Genomic DNA, 20768 nt, shown 5'->3' on the forward strand with positions numbered 1-20768 from the left:
ATAGTATTTTGGCTTTGCTAGGTATTTTATCGGGAGTTCTGTTGATATAATGTCTGGCTATACAATTTTATTTCTAAGCTTTTTGAGGTTCTGTGGATGTCGGATTCTGAAAACCGTCCAACTAATTTTATTCGTCAAATTATCGATGCTGATTTGGAAAGTGGTAAACACAATCATGTGCAGACGCGTTTTCCACCCGAGCCAAATGGTTACTTGCATATTGGCCATGCGAAATCTATATGTCTAAATTTCGGTATTGCACAAGACTACAAGGGCCTATGTAATTTACGCTTCGACGACACCAACCCTGAAAAAGAAGACATTGACTATGTTAATTCAATTCAAGCTGATGTGAATTGGTTAGGTTTTGAGTGGGCAGGTAAGGTTCATTACTCTTCAGACTATTTTGATCGTCTTTACGGCTATGCAGTAGAGCTGATTGAAAAAGGATTAGCATACGTTTGTTTTTTAAATGCGGAGCAAACACGAGAGTATCGCGGCACATTGAAAGCGCCCGGTAAAAATAGTCCTTATCGAGATACTTCCGCTGAAGAAAATTTAGCGTTGTTTGAAAAAATGAAAGCCGGTGGGTTTCAAGAAGGTGAATGCTCGCTACGCGCGAAAATTGACATGAGCTCAAGCTTTATGTGTATGCGCGATCCGGTGATTTACCGAGTGAAATTTGCCCATCATCATCAAACAGGTGATAAATGGTGCATTTATCCGATGTACGACTTTACTCACTGTATTTCTGATGCCATTGAAGGTATTACGCATTCATTATGTACATTGGAGTTCCAAGATAACCGTCGACTTTACGATTGGGTTATTGAGAATATTTCAATCGAAACTGAGCCTCGACAATACGAATTTTCACGTTTAAACCTTGAATACACGGTGATGAGTAAGCGTAAATTACATACGTTAGTGGAAGAAAAACTGGTTAATGGCTGGGACGATCCCCGTATGCCAACCATTGCAGCATTTCGTCGTCGAGGTTATACACCAGGCTCTATTGTTGAATTTGCTAAACGTATTGGCGTTACAAAAATGGACAATACGGTAGAAATGGGGGTGCTTGAAGCGTGTATTCGCGAAGACCTTAACGACAATGCTCCACGTGCAATGGCTGTTTTAGATCCGATCAAATTGGTGATTGAGAACTACGACCAAGATAACGTTGAACAGCTGAGTGTGAAGAATCATCCGAGTGATGAATCACAAGGTTCACGTATTGTTCCTTTTGCTAAAAACTTGTATATCGAAGCAGAAGATTTTCGTGAAGAAGCCAATAAAAAATACAAACGACTAGTACTAGGTAAAGCGGTGCGTTTACGTGGTGCATACGTTGTGACGGCGACAGGTTGCGATAAAGATGCGGATGGCAACATCATCACAGTTTATTGTACTTACGATTCAAAGACTTTGGGCAAAAATCCAGACGATGGTACTAAGCCTAAAGGGGTTATCCATTGGGTCGCTGCAGAGCAAGCGCTTGATGCTGAAATTCGTTTATATGATCGTTTATTCACTGTGGCCAACCCTGCAGCTGCGGAAGATTTTCATACGGTCATTAACCCTGAATCGCTAGTGGTGATTGAACACGCAAAAGTTGAGCCATCGCTTGCTAACGCAAAACCAGAACAAGCTTTCCAGTTTGAGCGCCAAGGCTATTTTTGCTTAGACAATAAAGACAGCTCAACGGAGCATTTAATCTTTAATCGCACTGTAGGTTTGCGTGATACTTGGTCAAAAATAAACGGATAGCTTTATCGCGAGATTGAAACAACAGACATAAAAAAAGCCGACAGATGTCGGCTTTTTTTATGTCTAATAATTGTGCTATTTATGAATGAGACTTTCTAAAGCTTTCACAAGCATTTTCATCTTCACATTCACCATAAAGGTACAAACTGTGGTTAGTTAATTTAATGTTGTGAGATTTAGCTATATCTAATTGGCGCTTTTCAATTGTATCGTCTTCAAACTCAACAACTTTTCCGCACTTCAAGCATACCAAGTGATCATGATGCTGTTTATGAGACAGTTCAAATACTGACTTTCCGCCTTCAAAATGATGTCGGGTGACGATTCCTGCGTCATCAAATTGGTTAAGTACACGATAAACTGTTGCTAAGCCTATTTCTTCATTCTGCTCTAATAAGATTTTGTAAACATCTTCCGCGCTAATATGTTGATTATTAGGATCTTGCAAAATGGTTAAGATTTTAACTCGTGGAAGCGTGATTTTTAAGCCGGCGCGTTTTAGTTCTTCGTTTTGATCTGGCATAAAGTAAACTTTTATTTCAAATAGATAACCAAAATTATAGGAGTTTATTGTGCAAGAGAAAAGCCTTTGTTAATTGCTAAGTCCAAATTATTAACTTTTATTTCAAAATACCTACTAAATCGACACTTTTTATCGCTTTTTAATCTTCTAGCAATGATTCGCAGAGTCGTTCTAGTTGGTGAACGACAGCTAAAAAAGTTTAATTTGGATCAATGAATGGTTAGTAATCATCCTTGTATCACGGTTATGTAACAAGTTTGCTAAATGCCGACTGGTTTTTGACCTTCCGGCTTGATATAACGTGCCCTTTTATTTCAGTGGATGGGCTCTGACTGTGCAAAACCCAAACGTCTCGCTAGTGGCAATTAATATAGCGCAAAAAAATATTTTGCATTGTCTGCCAGACACTAAAGTCTTAGATGTTGCCAAGCTGCTTAAAAAGAATAACGTGAGTTCGATAGTTATCAAGTCTCTCGCTGGTGAAAACTTGGGAATTTGGACGGAAGCTGATGCTACCAAAATTGACTTTGCAAAAGCTAATTTTGATCAAGAGCCTATCTCGAAGTACATGAGCTTTCCTTTGATCAGCATTGCACATGATGTCCCTTTACCTGAAATTTTATTATCTTTTACTAAATACAAAATTCGTCATTTATTGGTTCACAATGGCGAAAATGAAACCGTAGGTATTATCAGTCAATCCGATATCATCAAAAAACAAGGTATTGAGTATTACTTAAAAAGTCGAAAAATTGGCGACAGTTACAATAGTCAAATTGCGCCAGCTGATGGAAACCATAGCGTTCAAATTTTAGTTAAGCAAATGGCCGACAACCGCACCTCTGCAGCATTGGCCTTTCACCCTACATCCGGTGAAATTGGCATAATTACCCAGCGAGACTTAGTCGGTCTGCTTGCGGCCGGCTGGAGCGCCCAACCTGCATGGAAATTCGCTAAGTTCCCTGTGATTTCATTATCTGTAGATGATAGCTTGCTTAACGCTTATGTGACGCTGAAAGCAAATCACATTAGGCATTTGGCAATTACAGGTCCAGAAGGCCAAGTTTGTGGGTTGTTAACGTTAGAGAATATTCTTGCTGATATTGAGTTTGCTCATTTGAAAGAGCTAGAATCTATTTTAATTGAACGTGATGACGCATTAGCGCTGTCGGAACGAAGCTTAATTTTAGCGGAAAAAATTATTGCTTCTTCCCCAGATGGTATCGTTATTACAAACGATAGAAACATTATTGTTTCAGTCAATCCAGCTTTTTCAGAATTAACCGGTTATCAAGAATCTGATGTGCTCGGTAATAACATTCAACTGCTTTCTTCCGGCATACATGATGACGCTTTTTATGAAGAAATGTGGTCAGAGATCGACAAAAATGGGCGCTGGAAAGGCGAAGTCTGGAACAAAAAGAAGTCTGGCGAACCTTATTTGGAAGCACTTAATATCATTCGAGTAGGTGATTTTAATGATAAGGATGTGCACTATGCGGGAATTTTTAGTGATATTACCGCTCGTCGCAATAATGAAAACAAAATTCAAGCGATGGCTTTTTATGACGAACTTACTGGATTGCCAAACAGACGATTGTTCAATGATCGCTTAGAGATCGCTATATCGTCGGCTAGACGCCATAATCACTTAGTCGGTTTGCTTTTTTTGGATTTAGATCGTTTCAAGCAAGTCAACGATACCTTAGGGCACAGTGTTGGCGATGAATTACTTAAAATTGCTGCTAAACGAATTGAGTCAAGTATTAAGCAAGGAGACACGGTTTCTCGATTAGGCGGAGATGAGTTTGTCATTTTATTATCTGAAATAGCATCTGAGGGCAATGTGGTTAATGTCATTGAACGAATAACTGATTTACTTAATGAACCATTTATTATTGATGACAAAGAATTGTATTTAACGTCTTCTATCGGTGCAGCTGTTTTTCCAGAAGATGGGGAGGACGCGGAAGAATTACTTATTAATGCTGATATAGCTATGTATAAAGCAAAAGATTCCGGTAGAAATTCCTTTCAGCTATTTCATCAAGACCTAAATGTCGCGACAAGAAGTAAGGCAACATTACAAAATAACCTCATTGCTGCTGCGAAAAATAATGAATTTTCACTGAATTTTCAATTGCAATATGATGTAAAAACAAAGCGAACGATCAATGTAGAAGCCTTGCTACGTTGGCATCATGAAAAACAAGGTCAGATATCTCCAGCATTATTCATACCTGTGGCAGAAGAGCTAGGTGTTATTGTTGGCATAGAAAAGTGGGTCTTGATAGAAGCATGTAATACTAGAAAGTCGTGGCTAGATAAAGGGATTCAATGTGGGCGAATTGCAGTGAATATTTCGGCTCGCCATTTTAAAAAAGGCTTAGTTGCTTCGGTACTAGATGCATTAGAAGTCTCTGGTCTGGCGCCCGAATACCTTGAAATTGAAATTGTAGAATCAAGCTTCATTGACAATTTTAACAACACTGAAAACATATTGAATCAACTCAAGGCAATAGGTATTAAGATAGCATTAGATGATTTTGGAACGGGGTATTCATCTTTAAGCTATTTAACTCGACTGCCAATTGATGTGCTGAAAATTGACCGAAGCTTTGTTGCCAAAATACCCGATGACAAAAAAGACAGTCAAATGGTATCTATTATAACTGCCATGGCAAAGGGGCTTGATTTGGATATCGTCGCCGAAGGGGTGGAAGAACAATCACAGGTAACCTTTTTAACCGAAGCAGGATGCTCTGTCTTCCAAGGTTTTTATTATTGCAAGCCTGAAAGTGCTGCGGTGATTGAACAACAAATGCTAGAGCTTGGCATACAAGCTTAAAAATAAAGCCCAAAGGTTACCACTCATCAATGAACATCTTAGGGTGGTAAAAAGCCTGTATATTGGCGCAGTGATTATCCAGTGCATTCCAATGCTGAACATTTGCCGCCAAATGAACGTAACTGCAGGTGGGTAAGTGCGCGAGCTCTTGATCACCGAGTAAATTGCTAAGTGACATAAGTGCAGGGTTATGGCCTATGATCACAACACTCTCTTCGTCTTCTGGTCTTTGGACAAGCCAATGATAAAGCTCATTTGAGTCAAAAGTATAGAGTAGTGAATCAGATCGCCAATGCATGTTCAATTGTAATTGCTGACTAATGAGCTCGATTGTTTGCTGTGCTCTAATGGCTGTACTTGCATAGACATTTTTAAAACTGCAGCCATGCGACCAAATCCTCGGAGCCATTCGCTCACATGCCTTTCTTCCTCGTTTATTTAATGGTCGTTGATGATCTGTTAATGTTGCATTTTCCCAACTTGATTTCGCATGTCGGATCAAATGAATATTTTTCATAGTAAAGCCTTGAACAATATTTAAGCTACTCTTTAAACATTAATCAAGGCACGAAGAAAATCAATAACAATGGGGTTAGAGAAACAGATTTGAGCTTAGTAATTTTATCTGATTCGTTATCACCTATCTTAAGTATTAGCCTGCATTTGATTATATATCGTCAAAACTAAACCTCGACTATGATTGGTTGTCTGGATGTGGTTCGCACAACAGGAGCCTCTATCGAAGACACAAAAAAGACCTCAATAGAGGCCTTAAAAAAATACGTTAATACCTTATGACTAGTCAGCCAATTCAGCCAAACACATTTCGTCGTAGATTTGGTTAACCCATTTATCAACACGTTCTTCTGTTAACTCAGGCTGACGGTCTTCATCAACACATAAACCGATGAAAGTATTTTCATCAATTAATGCTTTAGATGCTTCAAACTCATAACCTTCTACTGGCCATTGACCCACTAGAATAGCGCCTTTTGATTCTGCAATTTCTTTTAACGGCAACATAGCGTCACAGAAATACTCGGCATAATCTTCTTGATCACCCAGACCAAAAATAGCGACTAATTTATCGGTGAAATCAATTTCTTCTAAATCAGGTAAAAAGTCATCCCAGTCGCATTGGTTTTCACCGTAATACCATGTTGGAATGCCTAAAATGATCAGGTCGAATTCTGCGATATCTTCTTTCGTGCTTTTTGCGATATCTTTAACTTCAACCATTTTCTTACCCAGTTTTTTCTGGATTGTTTTACTTACAGCTTCGGTATTGCCTGTATCGCTACCAAAAAATAAACCTACAATTGCCATCGAATGTAAACCTTTTATTCAATTGATTCTAATTTTGTTCATTAGCCAATGCTTTTAATAACAATGACTCTATCAGCTCGCCGCGGCTCAAGTGTTGATCTTTCGCAAGCTTATCTAATTCTTCAAATAGGCTGGTGTGAATTTTAAATTCAACACGCTTTAAGCCATTATTTTTGTCGCGCTTTACTTGATTGCGCTTGTTAATTTTTATTTGCACACTACGTGGATGCGGATTTGTTTTCGGTCGACCCGGACGTTTTTCGTCATTAAACAAATCAATAGTGGTTAAATCAGTAACTTCTTTTGCCATCTTTCTTTTGTCACTTTTCTTTTGTTTTGTTTAGTCTTTAGCCAACACCTTGACTCTCCCAAACCATTTGAATAATGCCTTTAGCAATGAATCCTGCGCAACCTAAAAACAATACAAAATAAACAACAAATCGTCCCGTTTTTGGGACATCGTTTTTTTTCATGACATCGTGAATCGATAAGCCTATGAAAATAAAGATAAAAGCAAAAAATAAATTAAGGCCTACCGCCTCTATCAATTCTAGATATTCTGCTAACATAACTTCACCCGAAAAAAACTGGCGGCACTATATCACAACGGCTTTATTCAATCGACTTATGAGCTTAAAAAATCTTGAACAATTTTATTAAAGGCGATGGTCTTTTCTGCGTGTAGCCAATGACCTGCGCCAGCGATGATTTTTGCTTTGCTGCTTGGAAAGTACGCACCAACGATTTCACGATGGGCGGCGGTGATATAGTCTGAATTGCCTCCTTTTATAAATAATGTTTGACCTGTAAAATTCTGATCATCGGCAAAACCTTCTGCAATGTGTGGATAGCAATTAATAATATTGTCTAAGTTACATTTAAACGATAGCTTGCCATCTTTCGTGGTCAAATTGCGCAGCAGAAACTGTCTAACCCCTAATTCTTTAACGTAGTGACTTAGTGCCAAATCAGCCTCTTTTCTTGATGTTAGTGAGGGTAAATCGAGCGCTTTCAGGCCGGTCAAAATTTGTTGGTGATGAGGGGGATAAGCGACAGGGGCAATGTCAGCAACAATCAGTTTTTCGACATATGCAGGAAATGTCAGGGCGATTTGCATTGCAATTTTTCCACCCATTGAATGACCAAGTATATGTGCTCGTTTAATATTCAGATGCTCGAGTACATTAATTACATCTTGAGCAAGTTCCGTGTACTTCATCGACGATTTGTGGAAAGAATCGCCATGATTTCGCACGTCGACACTAATGATCTGATATTTTTCAGACAATGGTTTAGCCACCATGCCTAGATTATCTAAACTGCCTAAAAGACCATGAATTAAGATCAAAGGTGTACCTTCACCTAGAACATTAAAATTAAGCAATGTCATTAAGTTCTCCTGTAAAACTGAGCGGATTGTCGTTGCTTTCTCATTTACTTGCAATGAATTTAACAGACTTGAAAAATAAATATGAAATCTTAGGTATTTTACTCTAGAGAGATGACGCATTGCTAAGTATAATCATCGCGCTTATAAAAAATCCGGGATAATAAATGAAAAGCATTGAAATAGACGAAGAGCTTTATCAGTACATTGCCAGTAAAACCGAGTTTATTGGTGAAAGTGCATCTTCCATTTTACGTCGATTATTGGCATTAGATTCAAATGCTGTAACTACGTCAAATTCTCCTGTCGTTGAGCTTGAAGTTAAGTCTGAGGCTGTAAAGTCTTCTGTTCCAGAGAAAGACACGAATGTTGAAAACCATGGTTCTGTATTTGATCATATTAATAAAGAAGAATTAGCCATGCAGCGCGGCGCTGTAGGACGTTTCTTGTTGATCCTTGCAGCACTGCATCGTGTACATGCAGATAAGTTTTCAGCTGTGTGTAACATCCGTGGTCGTGATCGCCTTTATTTCGCTGACAGTGAAAAAGCATTGGCTGAAACGGGCAGCAGTACGAAGCCACGTCAGATCCCAGAAAGTGAATATTGGGTGATCACTAATTCAAATACAACACGTAAAAAGATGATGTTAACTGAAGTTGCTGTCGCCTTAAATTACAGTGCTAGTGATGCCGAAAAAATTCGAGAATTATTATAGGAAGTAAAATGACAGTTCATCAGCATGCAGGGAAGAAAGCGCGACCAGAAGATAGAATTAACATTCCAAAAGTGGTCAGTGATTATTTTTTGAAAACACCGAATGTTAACCATGAAACAGAACAAGTAAGTTTTGGAACATCGGGTCATCGTGGTAGCTCTTTAAAATCAAGCTTCAATGAAAATCATATTTTAGCGATTGTGCAAGCTGTTGTTGAGTACAGAAAAAAACAGGGCTTTGATGGTCCTCTCTATTTGGGTAAAGACACGCACGCATTGTCTGAGCCCGCATTTAACACAGCAATTTCCGTATTAATTGCTAATGATGTTCCTGTTGTTATTCAAGCTGATGAAGGTTATACACCTACACCTGTCATTTCCCGTCTGATAATTAGCCATAATCAAACACAAACCACAACGGCTGACGGATTGATCATTACGCCGTCTCATAACCCGCCAGCGGATGGGGGAATTAAATATAATCCTCCTCATGGTGGTCCTGCTGAAGGTGACATCACCAAAGTTATTGAACAACGTGCCAATGAATTATTAGCAGCAGAACTTGAAGGAGTGCTTGATGTCGCTATTGAAGAGGCAATGGCTTCTTCATTACTGTTTAAACAAGACTTTATTCAATTGTATGTTGATCAGCTTGATCAGGTCATCGATATGCAAGCCATCGCAAAAGCAGGGGTGACCATTGGCGTTGACCCTTTAGGTGGCTCAGGCATCGAATATTGGCCTGTTATCGCCAAAAAATATGGTATAAATATTGATGTCGTAAACCCTGTAGTTGATGCTAGCTTTGCGTTTATGCCTTTAGATAAAGATGGAAAAATTCGCATGGATTGCTCATCTCCTTATGCGATGGCCGGCTTGATTGAACTAAAAGATAAATTTGATATCGCCGTGGGTAATGATCCTGATTTTGATCGCCATGGCATTGTCACTAAATCGGGCGGTCTAATGAACCCCAATCATTACCTTGCCGTTGCCATCAATTATCTGATGACTAACCGAGATTGGCCTGCAAAAGCCAAAATTGGTAAAACTTTAGTGTCTAGTTCATTAATCGATCGCGTGGCAAAAAAATTAAACAAACCTCTGGCCGAAGTGCCAGTCGGCTTTAAGTGGTTTGTAGATGGCTTGCAAGATGCAACTTACGCATTTGGCGGCGAAGAAAGTGCTGGAGCTTCTTTTATCGCAAAAGATGGCAGCTGTTGGACCACGGATAAAGACGGTTTTATTATGGCGCTGCTTGCTGCTGAAATTTTAGCGGTAACAGGAAAAGATCCTTATCAGCATTATTTAGTGCTGGTTGATGAACTGGGCAAGCCTTGTTATGGCCGTGTTGAGGCTGTGGCGAGCAGTATGCAAAAGAAAATACTGACTAACATGAGCCCTGATATGATCACGGTAACTGAACTTGCGGGCGAAAAAATAACTCAAGTACTTAGCCATGCACCCGGTAATAACGCTGCTATTGGTGGATTAAAAGTGGAAACTGACAACGGCTGGTTTGCCGCTCGTCCCTCTGGTACTGAAGATATTTATAAGATCTATGCTGAGAGCTTTATTGACCAAACGCACTTAGAAATAATTATCGAAGAAGCGCAATCGATAGTGGGCGATGTATTTAAAGCGGCGGGTCTGTAGTTATGACGCCCGCACTTAATGAATTGGCGGAAGTGATTGCAAAAGCCAATGATCTTTTCACTCAACGCCATCAAAAAGTAGATACGGTTATCGGTATCATGGATAAAGTATTACGCAAACAAGGCATGGCGGCTGATGCCGTGACTATTGATGCGGTTGCGCTTAATAAGAAAATTGTTTTTCTATTAAGGGATGCCGAGCCCGATGTTGTTGAAGTTGCTTTAGGAAATAAAGACGGCGATATATACTCTTCTGAAAAGCAAGATACAGCGGTATTAACCCCTGAAAGTATTGTAATTATAATGGAAAGCAATTTTATTACTCATTAATAAGTTGCTCTAAATTGGGGGGCGAGTTCTCGTTACGGTTAAATTCGAGTACAATACAGCCAAGTTTATTCAAAAAGTAGTTCCCGTGCAATCATTACAACATCAATTACAAGCCTCTGGCGACTTTCTCAGCTTAACTCGTGAAAACGAGTGGTCAATCCCGGAATCATTTTCCTTTGACGTTATTCACCAGGCAACAAACACCAAATCAACAGTAAGTGTTCTAGATACGGGGATTATCTTATTCGAACCTATTGATCGAACATCTACCAAAGATATCGTGTTGTCATGCGCAGTTCATGGCAATGAAACGGCGCCAATTGAAATTTGTGCGGAGCTCATTGAAAAGCTAATAAAAGGGCAGTTGCACCTTGCTGAGCGTGTGTTGTTTTTATTTGGAAACCCGGCTTCAATGAATATTGGAAAACGTTTTGTTGAAGAAAACCTAAATCGTCTGTTCTCTGGCGCACACAGTGACGGCGGTTTAATTAACAAAGAGCGCCATCGCGCGAAAAAGTTAGAGCAAACAGTTACTGAGTTCTTCACAGAGCACGGCTTATCAGGTAATAGAGAGCGATACCACTACGATTTACATACAGCAATTCGTGGCTCTAAAAATGACAAGTTTGCTGTTTATCCGTTTAGACATGGTAGTCCTTGGAAAACTTCACAATTGGAATTTCTTGCCGCATGTGATGTCAGTACTATATTACTTTCACACTCGCCAACCACTACCTTTAGCTACTTTTCGTCAAATAATTTTGGTGCCGACGCCTTTACGGTTGAGCTAGGCAAAGTGAGACCATTTGGTGAAAACGATATGGCATCGTTTGCAGCGGTTAAACAAACACTAACTCGTTTTGTGTCTGGGCAAGCACTTGATACAACACCTTATAAAGCGAATGACTTTAATATTTTTGAAATCGATCAGACCATCAACCGTGAAACTCAAGATTTTGTTTTACATTTTGCGGATGATGTTGAAAACTTCACGGATTTTCCCCTTGGCTTTGTGCTAGCAACAGATGGTGATATTGAGCATAAAGTAAGAACAGAGGGTGAGGCGATCATCTTTCCAAATGCCGATGTTGCCTTAGGCCAACGGGCATTATTAACAGTCAAGCCGACTACTATTTAATGCCAAACATATAACGTATTGCTTTTCTTAAGGCTGCTGATTAAATCAGCAGCCTTTTTTTATAAGTACATTCTTTTACTTTTTAATTTGTTGAACATTTAATTATGCAGTTTTTGTTAATTAATATTTGTGATGGAAAGTTAACGATTGTTTGACCGTGTTATGTTGGTTTATTCAGCAGTTTATTGATAATGAAAGCTCATCTGTAAACTTTTCTGAGCACTTAGCACCTCAAAAATAGTGGGTTCTTATCCACTTGCTTGAAACTCAGTTTACGTAAAGGTAAAGTCTTACGCATTACAACAAGCTATAACAATTCGCTCATCTAAACTTGTATTGCTGACTATACTTAATGCAACTTTTGATGCGGCTTATGCAAACAAAATTTGATTGTTTGCCCTAACGAAGAGAACGCTATGAACACTGATATTTATAAAGAAGGGCCAGTGGTTCACTCGCCAGCTTTTATTGATGGTCATTCAGTAGAAATTCCAATCCTTAAAATCCTTAAACAAGATGGTACAACCTATCCTGATGCACAATTGCCAGAATTAGAGCAAGCATTAGCTGTTAAGGCGTATGAAGCGCTAGTTTTTCATCGTGTGTTAGATGAACGAATGATAGCCTCGCAGCGTCAGGGTCGTTTAAGTTTTTATATGAGTGCTTTAGGCGAAGAAGCCACTACTGTGGGAGGGGCAGCTGCGTTGGAAGATCAAGACATGATCATGGCGCAGTACCGTGAGCAAGGTTGCCTGATTTTCCGTGGTTTCGCCTTAGAAGATTTCATGAACCAAATGTTCTCTAACGAGAAAGACTTGGGTAAAGGTCGCCAAATGCCTATTCACTACGGCAGTAATGAGTTGAACTACATGACCATTTCATCACCACTAGGTACACAAATTCCGCAAGCAGCAGGTTATGCTTACGGTCAAAAACTGCAAGGTAAAGATGCAGTGACTATTTGTTATTTTGGTGAAGGAGCTGCGTCAGAAGGGGATTTCCATGCTGGCCTGAATATGGCAGCGGTGCACAAAGCACCGGTGATATTCTTCTGTAGAAATAACGGTTATGCCATTTCAACGCCGTCTGACGAGCAATATGTGGGTAACGGTATCGCCTCTCGTGGTGTCGGTTACGGCATTAAAACAATTCGAATTGATGGCAATGATATTTTAGCTGTCATTAAAGCTGTGCAGTTAGCTCGTCAACATGCCCTCGAAAGCGAAGAGCCCGTTATCATTGAAGCCATGTCTTACCGCTTAGGTGCGCATTCTACCTCAGACGACCCATCCGGATATCGCACCAAAGAAGAAGAAGCAAAATGGCAAGAGCATGATCCTATTGCTCGCTTTAAATCTTGGATGATCGCTCAAGGTTGGTGGAGTGAAGCACAAGAAAATGAAATATTTGCGCGCTTACGTGAAGAAATATTAGCTGCTGTAAAAGTTGCTGAAAAAATTGATAAACCGCCAGTTGAAGATCTAGTGACTGATGTATATGCCGAAGTGCCTAAGCATCTTCAAGATCAATTGGATGAGCTTAAAGAGCACATCAAGAAATACCCAGAAGCCTATCCATTTACAGCGGGGAGAATTTAATCATGGCACAGATGAACTTATTACACGCGATTAATAATGCACTCGATATTGCCATGGCTGAAGATGATTCAACCCTTTGTTTTGGTGAAGATGTTGGTCATTTTGGCGGCGTATTCCGCGCAACCAGTGGATTACAAGAGAAATATGGCAAAGCACGCTGTTTCAATACCCCGCTAGTTGAACAAGGTATCATGGGATTTGCCAATGGTTTAGCGGCGCAAGGCTCACGCCCCATCGCCGAAATCCAGTTTGCTGATTACATTTTCCCAGCATTTGATCAAATTGTTAATGAATCAGCTAAATTTAGGTACCGCAGTGGTAACCAATTTGACGTTGGACGATTAACCATTCGTACCCCATACGGTGGCGGTATCGCTGGTGGCTTATACCACAGTCAATCACCAGAAGCTTATTTTGCTCATACACCAGGCTTAAAAGTGGTTGTGCCGCGTAATCCTTATCAAGCAAAAGGCTTGTTGTTAGCGTCTATTCGCGATGATAACCCTGTTATTTTCTTTGAACCAAAACGTTTATACCGCGCCTCGGTAGGTGAAGTACCAGAAGATGATTATCAATTACCACTGGGTAAAGCTGAAGTGGTTAAAACGGGGGCTGACATCAGTCTATTAGCTTGGGGCGCTCAGATGGAAATCATCGAAAAAGCGGCAGAAATGGCTGAAGCTGAAGGTATCTCTTGTGAAGTGCTTGATTTACGCAGCATCCTACCTTGGGATGTAGAAACGATTGCCAACTCAGTAATGAAAACGGGTCGTTTATTAATTAGCCACGAAGCACCTTTAACGGCAGGTTTTGCTGGTGAGATTGCAGCGACGATTCAAAGTGAGTGCTTTTTACATTTAGAGTCGCCCATAGCTCGTGTTTGTGGTGTTGATACACCGTACCCACTATCACTAGAGCGTGAACATATGGCAGACCATTTGAAAGTGTTTGAAGCGATAAAACGAACAGTAAATTTTTAGGAACTGATCATGAGTATAGATTTTATTTTACCTGACATTGGCGAAGGCATCGTTGAATGTGAGCTAGTTGAATGGTTAGTGACTGAAGGTGAACGTATCGAAGAAGATCAGCCTGTTGCTGATGTTATGACTGACAAAGCACTAGTCCAAATCCCTGCTATGCATTCTGGCGTAGTTGAGAAGTTATATTACCAAAAAGGCGACATTGCTAAAGTACACCAGCCACTATTTGCGATGACACCTGACGGAGAAGCCGTTGCTGCACCAGTTGAGTCTGTTGTTGAAGATTCAGTTGATTCAGCGCCTGTTAATGGGGGAGGCACTCAAGTGGAAGACTTTATCTTGCCTGATATTGGTGAAGGTATTGTTGAATGCGAACTGGTTGAGTGGCTGGTTGGTGAAGGTGATGAAATTGAAGAAGATCAACCTGTTGCTGATGTAATGACCGATAAAGCGCTGGTACAAATTCCTGCTATGCATTCAGGTAAAGTGGTTAAGCTTTACTACGCCAAAGGTGAAATAGCAAAAGTACACGCTCCTTTATTTGCCATAGAACGTATAAGTGATGGTAACGTGATGCCGTCAACAACTATGCCAGTGGCTTCTAAAAATGAACCTGCTAAAGCATCCCCAGCAGAAAAATCTGCTACTAATGCGCAAGCTACAACACCAGTTAAAGCAAAAGAAGGTAACTCTAAAGCCATCGCTAGCCCAGCCGTTAGACGCGTAGCCCGTGAATTAGGGGTTAACATTCATCAAGTGCCTGGCAGCGGTAAAAAAGGCCGTGTGTATAAAGAAGATGTGATTTCGTTTAATGATAATGGTGCTGTTGTGGTTACTGAAGAAACGATAGTCACAGCAGCTGCGCCTGTTATTGGTGGCACTCGAGTTGAGCCTATACGTGGCGTAAAAGCCGCTATGGCGAAAGCTATGGTTGCTTCTGTTTCATCTATTCCGCATTTCACTTATTGCGAAGAAATAGACATGACTGATTTGATTGCACTACGCGTTAAGTTAAAAGAGAAGTACGCTAAGCAGGACATTAAATTGACGATGATGCCATTCTTTATGAAAGCAATGTCATTAGCGTTAAAAGAGTTCCCTGTTGTTAATGCTCAGGTGAACGATGACTGCACTGAATTGACCTATTTTGACGATCATAATATTGGCATGGCAGTAGATTCAAAAGTTGGCTTGCTAGTGCCTAATGTTAAGCAAGTGCAAACTAAAACCATCATTGACTTAGCACAAGACATTACGCGTTTGACCAATGATGCACGCTCTGGCCGTGTTAGTCCGGACGACATTAAAGGCGGCACAATTTCAATATCTAACATTGGTGCGTTAGGTGGTACGGTTGCTACACCGATCATTAATAAACCAGAAGTTGCTATTGTTGCACTAGGTAAATTGCAAAAACTTCCTCGTTTTGATGATCAAGGAAATGTAGTTGCACGTTCAATTATGCAAGTGAGCTGGTCTGGCGATCATCGTGTGATAGATGGCGGGACCATTGCTCGTTTTAGCAATCTTTGGAAGTCATACCTAGAAGATCCAAGCTCAATGTTAGTGGCGATGAGCTAAACGGCTTAATTAGCCTATTGAGTTTGCTTATTAAAAAAAGCCTGACATTTTTTATTTGTCAGGCTTTTTTGTAGTTGTAGCATAAAAAAAGCCCTACCGTAGTAGGGCTAAGCATCAACAAGACGGGAGAGTCGTGAATGCGAATTAAGAATTACAAAAATTTGCTAAACCACTTTACAAATTAAAGTGTACGGCGAATGACTGTTGTTCATCGTAGTCGATGAATATGACAATTTAATGACAAAAGCTGATGATTAGAATACGTTAATTTAATTAACCTGTAGACTGGACATCGATAAGCGCTACAATCAAGAAAAATCATAAACGGTAGGTAAACCATTGGCCGAGAAAAAGTTGCAACACTTTTATATTGCTGAAGAGCAATCTATTTATTTATTGAGCCAGAAAGACGCAACCAAACTTAAACGCTGGGTTGAACTCTGCAAACAGCAATTATCGTTATTGGGTTATCAAAATATTGAACTGGTCGGTAAAGGCGCATACGGTTTTGTTTTTTCTGGAGAAGATGAGCAGCAGCATCAATTTGTCTTTAAATTCTCTAGAATAAACCTACCGCAACATGTTCAAGACAGGTTAGAAGAAGAAGCTGATATTCAACAACACCTACACCATAGCCGCATTCCACAAGTAATTGAATATCGAAAAATCAAACGTCAATGTATTTTACAGATGACCCGTGCTCCAGGCATTAATTTAGAAGAGTATTCTCATCTTCATGGCCCTTTGTTGCCAGAGTTGGTTGTTAATATTGCGATTCAACTGGGTGAAATACTGATCTATTTGCGTAATTCGAGTCTTCACTCAACCAATAAGCCATACGTACATGGCGATATTAAACCGTCGAATGTGGTTTATGATGAATCCACTGACAAAGTTTATTTAGTGGATTGGGGGTCGTCAGTTGCCGCGCAGCAAGACGTTAATGGCCAAAGTACAGCCACTAACGTCATGGATTTGATGAGCAGTGATTTGCAAAACAGTAACGCAAGGCTTGGTGATGTCTACTTTATAGGACCGGAACAGCTTAATGGTGGACTGTCTTCGCCACGATTTGATGAACAAGGTCTCGCTGCAACTTTGTATGCGCTGGCATCAGGGCAATCATGTCGATATGGCAAAGATGTGATTTCCGCCAGCGCATTGGGATTACCAAGAGTGTTGGCAAAAATGATAGACGGCATGCTTAGTGGTAATGATCAAACTCGTGCCCGAGCGGGCGACTATTTTTTTAATAATTTGCACTACTTAAAACAATTGGTGTTGGCAAAACCTAAAGCAATAGTGCCATCAGAGCCTATGATCCCTGTGTGGTGTAAATCAACACTAGATGATGAGTTAATCGATACCGTGGTCTATGGCTCTCGAAAATCGTTTCTGCGCGAACAAAGTGAAGGAGAGGCCCTTTCTACAGTTGATGATGTCCAATTAGAAAAATACTACAAGAATTACTTAATGGGCATGGGGGATACAGAAAAAGCGTTTATTGCTGCTGTGAGTAGATTGGGAAACTTTCCCGTTGTTGGTGGCCTCGCCATACGTTGGGAAAAAGATGGTGTTTATATAGATTCCAATTTGACCATGTTTAATCCATCTCTAAAAGCGTCTTTTCATAGTGCGGTGAATAATATGGTTCATTTAGCGCAAGGCATTTTCAGGGTTGGTATGTTTAAAAGCTGCCTGTTTAACGCCCGTAATACGCTGCATGTGGAACGTGATAATGAAAAAGAGTCTTTTGTCCCTACGTTTGAGCAATTTATTCCATTTGACGTCAGTGTGGTTCCCGAGCTTGACGATATTACCAAGCTACACTCGTATTTTGAGGACGGGAAAGATCCGGATGAATATTTGTACCTACCTGACGTTATTATGGCGGAGCTTGCTAAATTGAATTTAATTCATCACACCGGTTGTATTATTTTTGAGGTGTTGCCGACTCACTTGAAAATTCATAGCTATTTGATGCTATTAAACCATGAGAAACGTGAAGAGTTTGCGCAATGTTTAGATAACATAATGAAATTACTACCTACAATTAAAGGTAACGGTATTTCTGGGTTTATGAAGCTTCCATATAAAGACACACGTTTCTTTGAACACCTAAATACATTGCCAGAAAAGTACTATCCGAAAAACCCCAGAAAAGTAATTAATGACTAGACGTTAACTTAAGTAAGGAATCATGATGGAAAATCAGCAAACAGGTGAACAGGCTTGGTTAGATCTAACTGTTGATAACGCAGAGGAGATAAAGTCTTTCTATCAAGACGTAATTGGATGGAAGAGCGAAGCAGTATCAATGGGTGAGTACGAAGACTTTACCATGATAAGTGCAGAGTCAAGGCAGGCTGTTAGCGGTATTTGCCATGCACGTGGTGGCAACAAAGATTTGCCACCGATGTGGCTCCCGTATTTCTTAGTGGAAGACGTGGCCAGTGCGACTGAACAAGTAAAATTGCAGGGAGGTCATTTAGTCACACCGATTAAAACCATGGGCAAAGACAAATATGTTGTTATCAAAGATCCCGCTGGCGCTGCCTGTGCTTTGTATCAAAAAGGTTAATACGGTCTGGAATTGTCAGCAATCTATATCATTATTTTAAGAGCTGGCTAATAATAGGGGCACTACATTGTAGATTCTGGGTGTGAGCTGGTATTAAGCGGCAAGAACAGTGTTTGGTACAGTTTTGTTGCATAATCATCAGTCATTCCTGAGACATAATCTGCAATAATGCGATGTTGGTTTTCACCTTTTTCACCCGCATGTTGCCACCTTTTAACAGTATTCGGTGAAAGTAGCCGAGTTGGATCTGAGGCAAGTGCCTCAAATAATTCCATGACAATTTGTTGTCCGCGATATTCTATTCGCTGAATAGACGGTTGTTTGATAACAAATTGAAAGACAAAGTCTTTGAATATTTGCAGTACTTTAGCTTTTTCTGATGGGAGCTGTGCATTGTATTTTAATAAAGGCTCGATAAATTGCCCGTCACCAGTATCAACTAGTTTAAGTTCAATTGCGGTAATAAGGTAATTTACCAAGCCGCCAATTGCGTCCTTTTGCAGGTGATGTTGTGCCGAGAACATTCTTTCGGTCAGTCCATCGCAATATTGCACCAACCATTTGTCATCAATACTTTTAAGCTTTTCAATTACATGTTCGTCAAAGTCATTGCGATTCACTACGTCGGTTACAATTGCATCTTCAAGGTCATGAATGCCATAGGCAATATCATCAGCTAGTTCCATGATCGAACAATCAAGTGATTTGTAGACGGTCTTAAAGTGTTGATGCTCTCTTTTCTTAATGGATTGAAATAAGGCTCGATCGCTTTCGCTAAGTGGAGAAAAAACCCAATCGATTATATCGTTATCATCAACGTACAATCCTTTAGGAGGATGCCAATCACTGGCTTTCAATCCACGTAAATTTGTTGGCTCAATGACATCAGGTTTATTTTGTAATACATCAAGCGTTTGAGGGTATTTTATCAAGCCAAGTAAAGTCCTACGTGACAAATTCATACCATGATGTTCACTAAAAGGCTCTAGTTTTGATACGATTCTTAACGTTTGACCATTCCCCTCAAACCCACCATGCTCTCTCATCATATAATGTAACGCCACTTCACCACCGTGACCGAAGGGCGGGTGACCGATATCATGTGCCAAGCAAATAGACTCAATTAAAGTATCATCGTCAGGAAAAAACTGGCTTGTTAGTTCAGGGTATTTTGACCGTAATTGAGAACTAATCCCGGAGCCTATTTGAGAGGCCTCGAGCGAATGGGTCAAGCGTGTACGATAAAAATCGCTTTGACCACTACCAATGACTTGTGTTTTCGACTGCAATCGCCGAAAGGCGGCTGAATGTAATATCCTTGCTCTGTCCCGTTGAAAAGGGCTGCGGTGATCTTGTTGACGTTCACTTACTTTATTCAAACGACGATCTAACCATGATTTTTGCATTTTGCACTCTTCTAGTATAATAATTAAATGAGAGTCGTTTAAATTAAGTTGTATTAAACAGTCCTGTGCTATTACATTTATCAAGATGTACGGCGCTGTGCAATAAGGAATTTTGTTGAGTAAGTTAAAATGGATTAAAAATCGGATAACTCTGCTAGCTAGTGTTGCTTTTTTCGTCGCTGGCTATTGTGCGATGTCTTATAGTAAACCGTTTGATGATCGTGAAGTTGTTACGTTAATTGCAGGAATGGTTAAGCCGCCTTTTATTATTGAAGAAAATGGTAAAGGCCTACAGCTAGAAATCATACGAGAAGCGTTCAAATTGAGTGAAATTGAGGTCAATTTTGTTCATGTTCCTCTTGCTCGGCATCAATCAAGTTATCAAAAATTGAATTTTGATGGCATTATTACTATGCGTGAGACGCAAGAGCTTGATGGCATTCATTTTTCTAACCCTTATATTTTTTATGAAAATGTCGCATTAAGCTTAAGTGCGAATAAATTCTCTATTGAGCAAGTAATGGATTTGAGCGGCAAGCGTGTCGCAGCATTCCAAAATGCGACTAAATTCTTAGGGGCCGAGTATCAGGCAGCAATTGCGCAATCGTGCCATTACCAGGAGTTTGCTGATCAATTTAAACAAATGCGTAACCTTTTTGAAAATAAATCGGACATCGTTATTGCTGATGTCAATATTTATAATTATTTCCGTAAAATAAGGCGAGGCGGCATTTACAATAAATCAGTTTCAGTTCACCACATCTTCCCTATGCGAGGTTATGTCGCAGGCTTTAGGGATAAGATCATCCGTGATAAATTTATCAAAGGCGTTGCCAAGTTAAAATCTAATGGACAATATTTGGAAATTCTCGCTCGTTATCAGGACGATAAAGGACAATTTTCTAAAGTAATGCACTAACCACCTAGTAT

General features: G+C 40.0%; 19 protein-coding genes. 12 read left to right on the forward strand and 7 right to left on the reverse strand.

The genetic code is table 11. The features are described from left to right. Window positions 1-96: 96 nt before the first annotated feature. Window positions 97-1767: a glutamine--tRNA ligase gene (glnS, locus tag QUE03_RS07370; protein WP_286266659.1), complete on the forward strand. Its 1671-nt coding sequence runs from the start codon at window positions 97-99 to the stop codon at window positions 1765-1767. Window positions 1768-1846: 79 nt separating this feature from the next. Here the strand turns inward: glnS and fur are convergent, their stop codons facing one another. Further along, on the reverse strand, window positions 1847-2290 hold the full coding sequence (fur, locus tag QUE03_RS07375) for a ferric iron uptake transcriptional regulator (protein ID WP_286266661.1): 444 nt from the start codon (window positions 2288-2290) through the stop codon (window positions 1847-1849). A gap of 334 nt (window positions 2291-2624) precedes the next feature. Between fur and QUE03_RS07380 the strand changes: the two genes are divergently transcribed. Beyond that, entirely contained in the window at window positions 2625-5138 is a 2514-nt protein-coding gene (locus QUE03_RS07380; RefSeq protein WP_286266663.1) for an EAL domain-containing protein, read from the forward strand. Between the two features lie 16 nt (window positions 5139-5154). Here QUE03_RS07380 and QUE03_RS07385 read toward each other — a convergent pair whose 3' ends face one another. The 5 genes from QUE03_RS07385 to QUE03_RS07405 all read right to left on the reverse strand — a co-directional run bounded on the left by QUE03_RS07385 (window position 5155) and on the right by QUE03_RS07405 (window position 7854). After that, entirely contained in the window at window positions 5155-5655 is a 501-nt protein-coding gene (locus QUE03_RS07385) for a SixA phosphatase family protein (protein ID WP_286266665.1), read from the reverse strand. Between the two features lie 281 nt (window positions 5656-5936). Further along, on the reverse strand, window positions 5937-6464 hold the full coding sequence (gene fldA / locus QUE03_RS07390) for a flavodoxin FldA (RefSeq protein WP_286266668.1): 528 nt from the start codon (window positions 6462-6464) through the stop codon (window positions 5937-5939). A gap of 28 nt (window positions 6465-6492) precedes the next feature. Then, window positions 6493-6774 (reverse strand): LexA regulated protein, encoded by a 282-nt coding sequence (ybfE, locus tag QUE03_RS07395; RefSeq protein ID WP_286266671.1) that lies wholly within the window; start codon window positions 6772-6774, stop codon window positions 6493-6495. Between the two features lie 37 nt (window positions 6775-6811). After that, window positions 6812-7033, reverse strand: a complete 222-nt coding sequence (locus tag QUE03_RS07400) for a DUF2788 domain-containing protein (RefSeq protein ID WP_286266673.1) — start codon at window positions 7031-7033, stop codon at window positions 6812-6814. Window positions 7034-7089: 56 nt separating this feature from the next. Further along, a complete protein-coding gene (locus QUE03_RS07405; protein ID WP_286266675.1) occupies window positions 7090-7854 on the reverse strand; it encodes an alpha/beta fold hydrolase in 765 nt (254 codons plus the stop codon). Window positions 7855-8018: 164 nt separating this feature from the next. On the opposite strand from QUE03_RS07405, the gene seqA reads away from it, so the two are divergent. The 9 genes from seqA to QUE03_RS07450 all read left to right on the forward strand — a co-directional run bounded on the left by seqA (window position 8019) and on the right by QUE03_RS07450 (window position 18432). Next, on the forward strand, window positions 8019-8567 hold the full coding sequence (gene seqA / locus QUE03_RS07410) for a replication initiation negative regulator SeqA (RefSeq protein ID WP_286266677.1): 549 nt from the start codon (window positions 8019-8021) through the stop codon (window positions 8565-8567). An 8-nt stretch (window positions 8568-8575) separates the two neighbouring features. After that, window positions 8576-10222: a phosphoglucomutase (alpha-D-glucose-1,6-bisphosphate-dependent) gene (pgm, locus tag QUE03_RS07415; protein ID WP_286266679.1), complete on the forward strand. Its 1647-nt coding sequence runs from the start codon at window positions 8576-8578 to the stop codon at window positions 10220-10222. Window positions 10223-10224: 2 nt separating this feature from the next. Then, the gene (locus QUE03_RS07420) at window positions 10225-10551 is read left to right on the forward strand and encodes a hypothetical protein (RefSeq protein ID WP_286266681.1); all 327 of its coding nucleotides are present in this window, start codon (window positions 10225-10227) and stop codon (window positions 10549-10551) included. Window positions 10552-10636: 85 nt separating this feature from the next. Next, a complete protein-coding gene (gene astE / locus QUE03_RS07425; protein WP_286266685.1) occupies window positions 10637-11689 on the forward strand; it encodes a succinylglutamate desuccinylase in 1053 nt (350 codons plus the stop codon). A 416-nt stretch (window positions 11690-12105) separates the two neighbouring features. Then, the gene (locus QUE03_RS07430) at window positions 12106-13287 is read left to right on the forward strand and encodes a thiamine pyrophosphate-dependent dehydrogenase E1 component subunit alpha (RefSeq protein WP_286266686.1); all 1182 of its coding nucleotides are present in this window, start codon (window positions 12106-12108) and stop codon (window positions 13285-13287) included. Between the two features lie 2 nt (window positions 13288-13289). Further along, the gene (locus QUE03_RS07435; protein ID WP_286266688.1) at window positions 13290-14267 is read left to right on the forward strand and encodes an alpha-ketoacid dehydrogenase subunit beta; all 978 of its coding nucleotides are present in this window, start codon (window positions 13290-13292) and stop codon (window positions 14265-14267) included. A 9-nt stretch (window positions 14268-14276) separates the two neighbouring features. Then, complete coding sequence (locus QUE03_RS07440) at window positions 14277-15851, forward strand: dihydrolipoyllysine-residue acetyltransferase (protein WP_286266690.1); 1575 nt, start codon at window positions 14277-14279, stop codon at window positions 15849-15851. A gap of 339 nt (window positions 15852-16190) precedes the next feature. Further along, window positions 16191-18029: a protein kinase domain-containing protein gene (locus QUE03_RS07445; RefSeq protein ID WP_286266692.1), complete on the forward strand. Its 1839-nt coding sequence runs from the start codon at window positions 16191-16193 to the stop codon at window positions 18027-18029. Between the two features lie 22 nt (window positions 18030-18051). Beyond that, window positions 18052-18432: a VOC family protein gene (locus tag QUE03_RS07450; protein WP_286266694.1), complete on the forward strand. Its 381-nt coding sequence runs from the start codon at window positions 18052-18054 to the stop codon at window positions 18430-18432. Between the two features lie 62 nt (window positions 18433-18494). Here QUE03_RS07450 and QUE03_RS07455 read toward each other — a convergent pair whose 3' ends face one another. After that, window positions 18495-19838 carry an anti-phage deoxyguanosine triphosphatase gene (locus QUE03_RS07455; protein WP_286266698.1) on the reverse strand — a complete coding sequence of 448 codons (1344 nt, stop codon included), beginning with the start codon at window positions 19836-19838 and terminating at the stop codon, window positions 18495-18497. Between the two features lie 115 nt (window positions 19839-19953). Here QUE03_RS07455 and QUE03_RS07460 point away from each other — a divergent pair, with 115 nt between their 5' ends. After that, window positions 19954-20757, forward strand: coding sequence for a substrate-binding periplasmic protein (locus QUE03_RS07460; RefSeq protein WP_286266701.1), 804 nt, complete (start codon window positions 19954-19956; stop codon window positions 20755-20757). Window positions 20758-20768 lie beyond the last annotated feature (11 nt).

The sequence above is a fragment of the Thalassotalea atypica genome (assembly GCF_030295975.1).
Lineage (GTDB): Bacteria > Pseudomonadota > Gammaproteobacteria > Enterobacterales > Alteromonadaceae > Thalassotalea_F > Thalassotalea_F atypica.

Bases quoted from the DNA above. Each gene is read 5' to 3' on its own strand.
- glnS (WP_286266659.1), top strand. From the start codon at position 97: ATGTCGGATTCTGAAAACCGTCCAACTAATTTTATTCGTCAAATTATC.
- fur (WP_286266661.1), bottom strand. From the start codon at position 2,290: ATGCCAGATCAAAACGAAGAACTAAAACGCGCCGGCTTAAAAATCACG.
- QUE03_RS07385 (WP_286266665.1), bottom strand. From the start codon at position 5,655: ATGAAAAATATTCATTTGATCCGACATGCGAAATCAAGTTGGGAAAAT.
- fldA (WP_286266668.1), bottom strand. From the start codon at position 6,464: ATGGCAATTGTAGGTTTATTTTTTGGTAGCGATACAGGCAATACCGAA.
- ybfE (WP_286266671.1), bottom strand. From the start codon at position 6,774: ATGGCAAAAGAAGTTACTGATTTAACCACTATTGATTTGTTTAATGAC.
- QUE03_RS07400 (WP_286266673.1), bottom strand. From the start codon at position 7,033: ATGTTAGCAGAATATCTAGAATTGATAGAGGCGGTAGGCCTTAATTTA.
- QUE03_RS07405 (WP_286266675.1), bottom strand. From the start codon at position 7,854: ATGACATTGCTTAATTTTAATGTTCTAGGTGAAGGTACACCTTTGATC.
- seqA (WP_286266677.1), top strand. From the start codon at position 8,019: ATGAAAAGCATTGAAATAGACGAAGAGCTTTATCAGTACATTGCCAGT.
- pgm (WP_286266679.1), top strand. From the start codon at position 8,576: ATGACAGTTCATCAGCATGCAGGGAAGAAAGCGCGACCAGAAGATAGA.
- QUE03_RS07420 (WP_286266681.1), top strand. From the start codon at position 10,225: ATGACGCCCGCACTTAATGAATTGGCGGAAGTGATTGCAAAAGCCAAT.
- QUE03_RS07430 (WP_286266686.1), top strand. From the start codon at position 12,106: ATGAACACTGATATTTATAAAGAAGGGCCAGTGGTTCACTCGCCAGCT.
- QUE03_RS07435 (WP_286266688.1), top strand. From the start codon at position 13,290: ATGGCACAGATGAACTTATTACACGCGATTAATAATGCACTCGATATT.
- QUE03_RS07440 (WP_286266690.1), top strand. From the start codon at position 14,277: ATGAGTATAGATTTTATTTTACCTGACATTGGCGAAGGCATCGTTGAA.
- QUE03_RS07450 (WP_286266694.1), top strand. From the start codon at position 18,052: ATGATGGAAAATCAGCAAACAGGTGAACAGGCTTGGTTAGATCTAACT.
- QUE03_RS07455 (WP_286266698.1), bottom strand. From the start codon at position 19,838: ATGCAAAAATCATGGTTAGATCGTCGTTTGAATAAAGTAAGTGAACGT.